10 protein-coding genes and 1 tRNA gene are annotated in these 8,174 nt (G+C 74.3%); 3 read left to right on the top strand and 8 right to left on the bottom strand.

From position 1 onward, the window contains the following. A partial coding sequence (locus ACQZ2A_RS01720) for an HNH endonuclease (protein WP_430206763.1) occupies window positions 1-491 on the top strand: 491 nt, incomplete at its 5' end. Window positions 492-523: 32 nt separating this feature from the next. Here the strand turns inward: ACQZ2A_RS01720 and ACQZ2A_RS01715 are convergent. Both ACQZ2A_RS01715 and ACQZ2A_RS01710 read right to left on the bottom strand, forming a co-directional pair. Beyond that, entirely contained in the window at window positions 524-952 is a 429-nt protein-coding gene (locus ACQZ2A_RS01715; RefSeq protein WP_430206762.1) for a hypothetical protein, read from the bottom strand. A gap of 71 nt (window positions 953-1,023) precedes the next feature. After that, a tRNA-Ile gene (locus tag ACQZ2A_RS01710) sits at window positions 1,024-1,097 on the bottom strand. 230 nt (window positions 1,098-1,327) lie between these two features. Here ACQZ2A_RS01710 and ACQZ2A_RS01705 point away from each other — a divergent pair. After that, the gene (locus ACQZ2A_RS01705; RefSeq protein ID WP_430206761.1) at window positions 1,328-1,924 is read left to right on the top strand and encodes a hypothetical protein; all 597 of its coding nucleotides are present in this window, start codon (window positions 1,328-1,330) and stop codon (window positions 1,922-1,924) included. Between the two features lie 201 nt (window positions 1,925-2,125). Continuing rightward, window positions 2,126-2,641, top strand: a complete 516-nt coding sequence (locus ACQZ2A_RS01700; RefSeq protein WP_430206760.1) for a DUF3145 domain-containing protein — start codon at window positions 2,126-2,128, stop codon at window positions 2,639-2,641. 12 nt (window positions 2,642-2,653) lie between these two features. Here ACQZ2A_RS01700 and ACQZ2A_RS01695 read toward each other — a convergent pair whose 3' ends face one another. The 6 genes from ACQZ2A_RS01695 to ACQZ2A_RS01670 all read right to left on the bottom strand — a co-directional run bounded on the left by ACQZ2A_RS01695 (window position 2,654) and on the right by ACQZ2A_RS01670 (window position 8,146). Further along, window positions 2,654-3,226, bottom strand: a complete 573-nt coding sequence (locus tag ACQZ2A_RS01695) for a hypothetical protein (RefSeq protein WP_430206759.1) — start codon at window positions 3,224-3,226, stop codon at window positions 2,654-2,656. Between the two features lie 58 nt (window positions 3,227-3,284). Further along, window positions 3,285-4,526, bottom strand: a complete 1,242-nt coding sequence (fabF, locus tag ACQZ2A_RS01690) for a beta-ketoacyl-ACP synthase II (RefSeq protein ID WP_430206758.1) — start codon at window positions 4,524-4,526, stop codon at window positions 3,285-3,287. Window positions 4,527-4,626: 100 nt separating this feature from the next. Further along, a complete protein-coding gene (locus tag ACQZ2A_RS01685; RefSeq protein WP_166120800.1) occupies window positions 4,627-4,872 on the bottom strand; it encodes an acyl carrier protein in 246 nt (81 codons plus the stop codon). A 62-nt stretch (window positions 4,873-4,934) separates the two neighbouring features. Beyond that, window positions 4,935-5,948: a beta-ketoacyl-ACP synthase III gene (locus ACQZ2A_RS01680; RefSeq protein WP_430206757.1), complete on the bottom strand. Its 1,014-nt coding sequence runs from the start codon at window positions 5,946-5,948 to the stop codon at window positions 4,935-4,937. Further along, window positions 5,945-6,859 carry an ACP S-malonyltransferase gene (locus tag ACQZ2A_RS01675; protein ID WP_430206756.1) on the bottom strand — a complete coding sequence of 305 codons (915 nt, stop codon included), beginning with the start codon at window positions 6,857-6,859 and terminating at the stop codon, window positions 5,945-5,947. Before ACQZ2A_RS01675 ends, ACQZ2A_RS01680 begins: the two co-directional genes overlap by 4 nt. 108 nt (window positions 6,860-6,967) lie before the next feature. Continuing rightward, window positions 6,968-8,146 carry a PucR family transcriptional regulator gene (locus ACQZ2A_RS01670; protein ID WP_430206755.1) on the bottom strand — a complete coding sequence of 393 codons (1,179 nt, stop codon included), beginning with the start codon at window positions 8,144-8,146 and terminating at the stop codon, window positions 6,968-6,970. Between the last annotated feature and the right edge of the window lie 28 nt (window positions 8,147-8,174).

Here is an 8,174-nt window from a genome sequence, read left to right as displayed (position 1 = left end):
GGCCGGCCGAGGACGTCGACGACCACGCGTGGACCATGGCCGTCGTCAGCCCCGGGTTCTCCGTCTCCGGCACCCACCTCCCGAACCTCGGCTGGGTCGACCCGGCCACCCTGGCGAACCTGCTCAAGCTCCTGCCGATGGACGTCGCGAGGGCGGTGCTCGAGGCCGAGACCGGCACCCTGGCCTCCCTGACCACCAGCGCGTACAAGCCGACCAAGGCGATCACCGCGTTCGTCAAGACGAGAGACGGGACCTGCCGGATGTGGGGCTGCACCAGACCGGCCGAGCGCTGCGACCTCGACCACGTCAAGGCCTGGCCCGACGGCACCACCACGCCTACCTGCCTCGAAGACCTCTGCCGCCGGCACCACCGCTTCAAGCAGCTCGGCCGCTGGCGACCCGTCATGTCACCCGACGGCACCATCACCTGGCACGGCCCGAACGGGCGGACCCGCACCACCGAACCCCAGCACCGCCTGCCCACCCACTGACCCCGGCGGACGGTCGCGGTGTCGGAGCGCGGTCAGCCCCGGTGGTGGACGTGGGCCCGGACGGTGGGCTCGTGCTCGAGCAGGAAGTCCACGACCTGCCAGTAGTCGTCGAGGCGATCGTGCGCAAGTGCCTCCTCGCGGCGCAGCCTGCGCCCCCAGAGTGGGCTGTCGCCGTACGGGACTGCGGCCTCCACAGCGGTCGCGGCGGGCTCGGCGGAACCGTCGACCGGTCCTACACGGCAGCCGAAGGTGACATGGTCGGAGCAGTCGTCGTCGAAGCTGCCGAGGATGGCGTCGATCCAGGCCTCGTGCTGTCCGTCGTGGTGGTGCAGGGCCGAGAAGGCGACGGCGTGCGGCCCGTCCGCGTCGCGGATCAGCGACTTCACGAGGGTGTACCCGGCGCCGCACCGGTCACACTCCTTCTCCGAAGTGTCGGAGGGCTCGTCGAAGCTCAGTGCCATCACCGGAGCATGACACGCCCCCGATGAGTCCCCGGGCCGGAGCCCGCGCGCGTGGGCCCCAGACGACCTCGTGGGGCGTGTCGGGCTTGAACCGACGACCGACGGATTATGAGTCCGCTGCTCTGACCGACTGAGCTAACGCCCCTCCCGCGGCGTCCGGCGCCGCAGCCCGGCGAGCCTATCGCCGGCGGACGCACGGACAGGCAGAGGTCGGGGGCGAGGGCCCCGGAAGGGGGGTGGCGCCGGCTTCTGCCGGTCGTAGCGGCCGGACGGGACACCGCCGAGGTCACAGCGGCCCGCGACGCGCGCGACAGGTGCGGCACAGGTGGGCTGCCGACCGTGGAGCGAGCAGTCCCCCCGACGAAGGAGCACCCCATGGACCGCCAGACCAAGACCCTCGCCATCGGCGGTGTCGGCATCGCCGCCGCCGTCGCGCTCGGCCTCACCGGCGCCACCCTCGCGGGGGCCGCCGACACCGGCAGCACGGCCACCTCCAGCACCGCCCCGTCCGCGTCCTCGGGCACCGGGTCCTCCGGGTCCGGCGCCGACGCGAACGGCGGCGGGTCGAGCGGCGGCACCCTCCCCGGCGGCGGCCAGGCCGGCACGGACGGCGGGCCCGGCGGCGGCCGCGGCGGGATGATGGACGCCGGCGGAACCCTCACCGCCGACGCGGCGAGCAAGGCCGTGACCGCCGCGCAGAAGTCCGTGAGCGGCGGCACCGTCAGCGGCGTGCGCGCACTCTCCGACGGCAGCTACGAGGTCACCGTCACCACCGACAGCGGCCGGGTCGACGTGCTCGTGTCGAAGACCTTCGCGGTCACCGGCACCGAGCAGCACACCGGCGGGCCTGGCGGCGGCGGGATGCCCGGTGGCGCGGCGCCCGGTGACCAGGGCTCCGGGACCGGCTCCACCACGCCGTCCGACGCCAACGGCACCAGCGCGACGACGACCTCCGGCACGGCGAACGTCTGACCGCACCACCGGCACGCGCCCCCGCCCGACGCACCCACTCCGTGATTCCTGTGATCACTGGTGCGGGTGCGCCGGGTGGTGCATGATGTGACCCACAACAGCACGTCCGCGTGCCCGCACAGCTGCACCACCGGCCGCGACCGGTCCCGTCACGAGCTCTGGCGTTGGGGAAGACGTCCACCGCACGTGAAGGAGACCAGGATGTCGTTCGCCATGCCGCGCACCGCCACGCGAGGAGTGGTCTACGTCCACTCCACGCCCAAGGCGCTCTGCCCGCACGTGGTCTGGGCGATCGAGGGAGTCCTCGGCGCCCGCGTCAGCGTGCACTGGACCGACCAGCCGGCCGCCCCCGGGATGGTCCGTGCCGAGCTCAGCTGGGCCGGCGAGGCCGGCACCGGCGCACGTCTCGCCTCCTCGCTGCGCGGCTGGGACCACCTGCGCTACGAGGTCACCGAGGAGCCGAGCCCCGGCACCGACGGCTCGCGCTGGTCGCACACGCCCCGCCTCGGCATCCACCACACCTGGACCTCGGCCAACGGCGACGCCGTCATCAACGAGGACCGGCTGCGCGAGGTCGTCGTGCTGGCGCAGGGCAGCTCCGAGGCGATGCAGGAGATGATCGAGGAGCTGCTCGGCCTCGAGTGGGACGACGAGCTCGAGCCCTTCCGCTACGCCGGCGAGGGCGCACCCGTCCGCTGGCTGCACAAGGTCGGCTGAGCACCGCCGGCGTCAGAGGGGCTCGTGCAGGCGCGCCCCGAGTGCCGTGCGCAGGAGCGGCAGGCCGTCGGCCCCGAGGAGCTCGACCGGCACCGACCACGCCCGCGGTACCGACGGCTGGTCGAGGAGGAGCACGCCCTCGCGCACCCGTGCACCGCTGACGGTCCCCAGCAGCAGGCGGACCTCGTGGCTCGGCAGCCGGAACACCACGTCCTGCGACGTCCAGGTCGCGCTGACGGGCGTGCCGGGAGGGCATGAGCCCCGGACCTGCGCGCGCACCGCACCGCGCAGGCGCCGCCTGACCTGCCACCCGTCGAGGGCCGTCAGCCCCGCCATGACGACGAGCGCGAGGGTGGTGGCCCGCAGCACCCCGGCGCGGTCGGCGTACCCGGTCGCCCCGAGCGCGAGCAGCACCCCGACGAAGAGCGCGGTCACCAGGGCGTGCCGGCGCACGAACGGTCGCCAGTAGCCCGGTGTCGACTCGATGTCGCCGACGACCGCCGCCACCTCGCGCGCGATGACCGCGTCGGTGCTGACGTACGTCCCCTCCGCGCGCCGGTCATCGGCGCCGCCCTCCCCGTCCACGGGAGGAGGGTACGCAGGGGCCCGGCCCGCCCGCAGGCGAACCGGGCCGTCCGGTGGCTCAGACGCTCTTGACCACGAGTGCGACGTTGTGGCCGCCGAACCCGAACGAGTTGTTGAGCGCCGCGATGTCGCCGTCCGGCAGCGCGCGGTGCTCACCGCGCACGACGTCGAGCTCGATGGCCGGGTCGAAGTCGGTGATGTTGATGGCCGCCGGCGCCGTGCGGTGGTGCACGGCCAGGACGGTCAGCAGCCCCTCGAGGGCGCCGGCCGCACCCAGCAGGTGCCCGGTCATCGACTTCGTCGCGCTGACCGGCATCCCGTCGGCCGCCGCACCGAAGGCCCGCCGGATGGCGTTGGCCTCGGCGACGTCACCGACCGGGGTCGAGGTGGCGTGCGCGTTGATGTGCACGATGTCGCTGTCCGACAGCCCGGCCCGCTCGACGGCGGCGCGCATCGCCCGGGACGCACCGGCGCCCTCGGGCTCGGGCGCGGTGATGTGGTGCGCGTCGGCGGACATCCCGATCGAGGCGAACTCGGCGTAGATGCGCGCGCCGCGGGCCTTCGCGTGCTCGTACTCCTCGAGCACCATGACGGCCGCGCCCTCGCCCATGACGAAGCCGTCGCGGCCGGTGTCGTAGGGCCGCGAGGCGGCGGCGGGGTCGTCGTTGCGCGTCGAGAGGGCCTGCATCTGGGCGAAGCCCGCGAAGCAGATGGGGTGCGTCGCGGCCTCGGTGCCACCGGCCACGACCATGTCGGCCCGGCCGTCGCGGATCATGTCGTAGCCGCTGCCCATGGACTCCGCGCCCGAGGCGCAGGCCGACACCGTGGTGTGCGCGCCGGCGCGGGCGCCGAGCAGCAGCGAGACGTTGCCGGACGAGGTGTTCGGCATGAGCATCGGGACGGCCAGCGGGAAGACGCGGCGAAGACCCTTCTCGCGCAGGATGTCCCACTGGTCGAGGAGGGTCCACACGCCACCGATGCCGGTGCCGATGGCCACGCCCAGGCGCTCCGGGTCGACCTCGGGGGAGCCGGCGTCCTCCATCGCGGCCTGCGAGGCGATGACGGCGTACTGGGCGCTGGGATCCATCCGCCGGACCTGCACCTTGGTGAGGACCTCGAGCGGGTCCTGCGCGATGGTGCACGCGAAGTGGACCGGCAGCTCGTAGCGCTCGACCATCTCCTCGGGCAGCGGCTTGGCCCCGGACCGCCCGGCGAGGATGCCCTCCCAGGTCTCGGCGATGGTGCCGCCCAGGGGCGTGGTGGCCCCGAGGCCGGTGACGACGACGCGACGCTCGCTCATGGGTGCTGGTGCTCCTCGTGGGTGACGTGGGGTGCCGGGATCGGCGGTGGGGTGGTGCCGGCCGGCGCGGCCTCCCGGTCGGGGAGGCCGCGCGCGGGCCTCAGCCCTGGTTGGACTGGATGAAGTTGACGGCGTCGCCGACGGTCGCGAGGTTCTTGACCTCGTCGTCGGGGATGCGGACGCCGAACTTCTCCTCGGCGTTGACGACGATGGTCATCATCGACAGCGAGTCGATGTCGAGGTCGTCGGTGAAGGACTTGTCCATCTGGACCTCGGCCGGGTCCAGACCGGTCTCCTCGTTGACGATCTCCGCGAGGCCGCTGAGGATCTCCTGCTGGTCTGCCATGGTGCTCTCCTTCGGTTCGGTTGGGTGCTGCTCGGCCCGGGTGACCCGTGGGCCCACGGGAGTCAGGGGATGACGACGACCTGCGCCGCGTAGGACAGCCCGGCGCCGAAGCCGATCTGCAGGGCGAGCCCGCCGCTCGGGATCTCACCGTGCCGCACCATGCGCTCCATGGCCAGCGGGACGGACGCCGCGGAGGTGTTGCCGGTGTAGGCGATGTCGCGGGCGATGGGCAGGTCCTCCGGCAGCCCGAGCTTCTTGGCCATCGCGTCGATGATGCGCACGTTGGCCTGGTGGGGGATGAAGGCGTCGAGCTGGTCGGCGGTGATGCCGGCGGCGTCGAGCGCCTGCTGGGCCACGGGCGCCATGCCCCAGACGGCCCAGCGGAAGACGGTCTGCCCGGCCATCCCGATGTGCGGCCAGCCGAGCTGCTTCTCGTGGACGTCGATCCAGGACTCGGTCTGCGAGATGGCCTCCCACTGCGCGCCGTCCGAGCCCCACACCGTCGGGCCGATGCCCACGGTGTCGGACTGGCTGACGACCGCCGCGCCCGCGCCGTCGGCGAAGATGAACGCCGTGCCGCGGTCGTCGAGCGAGGTGAAGTCCGAGAGCCGCTCGACCCCGACGACGAGGACGTTGCGGGCGGTGCCGGTACGCACCATGTCGGAGGCCAGCGAGATGCCGTGGCAGTACCCGGCGCAGGCCGCGGAGATGTCGAAGGCGGCGGCCTTGGTGCCGAGCCGCTCGGCGAGCATCGGGGCGGCGGCCGGGGTCTGGTACGGCCAGCTGACCGTGGCGACGAGCACGGCGTCGAGGTCCTCGGCGGCCACCCCGGCCATCTCGAGCGCAGGCGTCGCGGCGAACACCGACATGTCGATGACCGACTCGCCCTCGCCGGCGAAGCGGCGCTCGATGATGCCCGAGCGCTCGCGGATCCACTCGTCGGAGGAGTCGATGCGCTCGACGAGCTCGCTGTTCGGGACCACCCGGCGCGGCCGGTAGCCGCCGATGCCGCTGATCCGCGAGTTCGTGACCGGACCGGCGGTCAGGTGGCCGGTGCCCTTGGGGGTGGGGCTCATGCGGTGTGCTCCTCGAGGAGGGTGCGGGCGGCGTCGAGGTCGTCGGGCGTCTTGACCGCGAGGAGCTCGACGCCCTTGAGGGCGCGCTTGGCGAGGCCGACGAGCGTGCCGGCCGGCGGCAGCTCGATGATGCCGGTCACCCCGAGCGCGGCGAAGCGCTCCATGCACAGGTCCCAGCGGACCGGGTTCGACACCTGCGCGACGATCCGGTCGAGGGCCTCGCGCCCGTCGGTGACCGTGGCTCCGTCGCGGTTGGAGACGAGGGTGACGCCGGGGTCGGAGACGTCGTGGTCGGCGGCGGCTGCGCGCAGGGCCTCGACGGCCGGCTCCATGTAGTGGGTGTGGAAGGCCCCGGCCACCTTGAGCGGGATGACGCGCGCCTTCGCGGGCGGGTCGGCGGCCAGGGCGGCCAGGGCCGGGAGCGCACCCGCGGCGACGACCTGGCCGGCGCCGTTGACGTTGGCCGGCGTGAGGTCGTGCCGCTCGATCGTCGCGAGGACGTCGGCGGGGTCGCCGCCCAGGACCGCGCTCATGCCGGTGGGGGTGGCGGCGCTGGCCTCGGCCATCGCCCGGCCGCGGAGCGCGACGAGGCGCATCGCGTCGTCCTCGGCGAGGACGCCCGCGGCGGCAGCCGCCGTGATCTCTCCGACGGAGTGGCCGGCGAGGGCGCCGGGGGCGGTGTGCTCACCGAGGGCCCGCAGCGCGAGCAGGCCGGCGCCGACGAGCAGCGGCTGGGCGACGGCGGTGTCCTTGATCGTCTCCTCGTCGGACGTCGTGCCGTGGGCGACGAGGTCGACCCCGGCGGCGTCCGACAGCGCGCTCAGGTGCTCACGGGCGCCGGGCAGCTCGAGCCACGGGGCGAGGAAGCCGGGGGTCTGCGATCCCTGGCCCGGACAGACGATGACGATCACGCGTCCCAGCCTGTCCCGTCGGCCGTGCCCTCCTCGTGACGAGCGGGGACGAACCTCGGCGCCCCGGTTTGGAGGATTCCCACAATCCGTGCGCGACGAGGGGCGGCGTCAGGGTCGGGGAGTGGCGCGCGTCACGGGGCCGAGCCGGTGCAGGGCGAGCGCCAGGCGGACGGTCTGGGCGTCGTGGGGGTCGGTGAGGTCGTACCCGGTGGCCTTGGCGATGCCGGCGAGCCGGTAGCGGACCGTGTTGGGGTGGACGATGAGCGCGCGGGCCGTGCCCTCCACCCCGAGGCCGCCGTCGAGCCACGCCGCCGCGGTCTCCAGCAGCGAGCCGCCGCTGGCCTCCTCGAGCGGGCGCACGATGCGCGCCGTCAGGGCGTTGCGCGCGGGCAGGTCGGCGAGCAGCGCGCGCTCGGCGAGGAGGTCGTCGGCGTGGACCGGCCGCGGGGCACCGGGCCAGGCGGGCGCCGCGGTGTGCCCGGAGATGGCGGCGCGGGCGCTCCGGCCCGCGGCGAACAGGTGCGGGACGGTGGGCCCGACCACGAGCGGGCCGTCGCCGAGGTGGGCATCGAGGGTCTCGGCGAGGGACATCGGGTCCGTGACCCCGCCGCCGATGCACACCACCCGCGGCCCGTGGATGGCGACGAGCAGCTCGACGCCGCTGCGCCGGGCGGTGCGGTGCAGCTCGCCGATGACGGCCCCGGTGGCCCCGACCGGGGTCGAGCCGACGACGACGGCCACGCCGCTGACGGCGCCCCAGCCGAGCGCGGCGGCGCGGGACTGCATCGAGTCGTCGGCCTCGCCGCGGATGACGGCGTCGACGACGAGTGACTCCAGGCGCGCGTCCCACGCGCCGCGGGCCTCGGCGGCCTCCGCGTAGACCTCGGCGGCGGCGAAGGCGACCTCGCGGCTGTAGCGCAGGACGGCCTCGCGGGCACCGTCACCCTCGCCGGGGGCGGCCAGGTCGTGGATGTCGCGCTCGACGACGCCGATGACGGTGCGGATGAGGTCGAGGGTCTGCGCCAGGCTGATCGAGCGGGTCAGCTCGCGGGGGGCGGTGCCGAAGACGTCAGCGGTGACGGCGGCCCGCTCCTGGTCGCCGCCGAACCACTCGATGAAGCTCGTGATGCCGGCCTGGGCGACGAGCCCGACCCACGAGCGGTTCTCGGCCGAGAGGGCGCGGAACCACTCGTGGTCGGCCTCCATCTGGCGCACCGCGGCCGCGCCGAGGTCGCCGGCGGCCCGGCTGACGCGCGCCCGGGTCTCGGCGGAGGCGACGGTCGGCATGCCCGGAGTCTATTTGGAGGTTCCGGAC

The organism is Phycicoccus avicenniae, assembly GCF_050496545.1.
GTDB lineage: Bacteria > Actinomycetota > Actinomycetes > Actinomycetales > Dermatophilaceae > Phycicoccus > Phycicoccus avicenniae_A.
This window is presented reverse-complemented; position numbering and strand designations above follow the sequence as displayed.

Excerpts from the sequence above, each read along its gene's own strand:
- ACQZ2A_RS01700 (WP_430206760.1), top strand. The coding sequence starts at position 2,126 with ATGTCGTTCGCCATGCCGCGCACCGCCACGCGAGGAGTGGTCTACGTC.
- fabF (WP_430206758.1), bottom strand. The coding sequence starts at position 4,526 with ATGAGCGAGCGTCGCGTCGTCGTCACCGGCCTCGGGGCCACCACGCCC.
- ACQZ2A_RS01670 (WP_430206755.1), bottom strand. The coding sequence starts at position 8,146 with ATGCCGACCGTCGCCTCCGCCGAGACCCGGGCGCGCGTCAGCCGGGCC.
- ACQZ2A_RS01705 (WP_430206761.1), top strand. The coding sequence starts at position 1,328 with ATGGACCGCCAGACCAAGACCCTCGCCATCGGCGGTGTCGGCATCGCC.
- ACQZ2A_RS01715 (WP_430206762.1), bottom strand. The coding sequence starts at position 952 with ATGGCACTGAGCTTCGACGAGCCCTCCGACACTTCGGAGAAGGAGTGT.
- ACQZ2A_RS01680 (WP_430206757.1), bottom strand. The coding sequence starts at position 5,948 with ATGAGCCCCACCCCCAAGGGCACCGGCCACCTGACCGCCGGTCCGGTC.
- ACQZ2A_RS01685 (WP_166120800.1), bottom strand. The coding sequence starts at position 4,872 with ATGGCAGACCAGCAGGAGATCCTCAGCGGCCTCGCGGAGATCGTCAAC.